The 790-nt window shown below is 29.7% G+C and carries 1 protein-coding gene; it reads left to right on the top strand.

Features of this window, described 5'->3' with window-relative positions:
• The coding region (locus tag CXF67_RS00110) for a T9SS type A sorting domain-containing protein (protein ID WP_180957847.1) at positions 1-481 on the top strand (481 nt) is incomplete at its 5' end.
• Positions 482-790: the final 309 nt, after the last annotated feature.

Raw genomic sequence — 790 nt, 5'->3', positions numbered from 1 at the left:
AATCACACAAGTTGATGTTTCGACAACATTAAGTAATACAACTATCACTTCTAATGCAGTTGGAGCCATATATCAATGGTTAGACTGTAATAATGGTAATAGCGATATTGCAGGAGAAACAAATAATACATATACTGCAACAACAAATGGTAGCTATGCGGTACGAGTAACTCAAAATGGGTGTACTGGCACGTCAGACTGTGTAGAAATATCCACACTAGGTCTTACTACTAATTCTTTTAGTAATGAAATTAAAATTTATCCTAACCCAACTAATAATAGCTTTGAAATTTCATTCAAAAACAATCAGAAAGAGTTAAAAATTAATATCTATTCATCTTTGGGGCAATTAATTAAAACTAGAATTTTTGATAACACTGACCGCATTCTTATGAATTTAAATCAGCCAAGTGGAATTTACTTTGTTGAATGTATAAATGATAAAGGAAATAAAAGTATAAGCAAATTAATTAAAAAATAAACTACTAAAAACGTTTGCTAACACAGCATATGAAAAATAGCAGTTAAGAGCAAAAACAATGTTTATGCTCTTAACTGCTATTTTTGTTTTTAATTTGAAAAATATAACATATAAACCTGCTACTTGCCATATACTAAACGTTAGGCAACGTGAAAAGATGTGTACTTTCCTGGAATAGGTTGACCAAAAATCAATCATTTAATTCAGGATCAAGATGAAAGACCACAAAACAGACTGACAAAAAAATAGTATCAAAAGTTAAGTTTTGAACTCAAACTGATGATCATTGACCAAATTCAAAATGGTCAG

The sequence above is a fragment of the Psychroflexus sp. MES1-P1E genome (assembly GCF_002836055.1).
GTDB lineage: Bacteria > Bacteroidota > Bacteroidia > Flavobacteriales > Flavobacteriaceae > Psychroflexus.
Note: the sequence above shows the minus strand (reverse complement) of the source record. Positions and strands in the feature narration are given on the sequence as shown.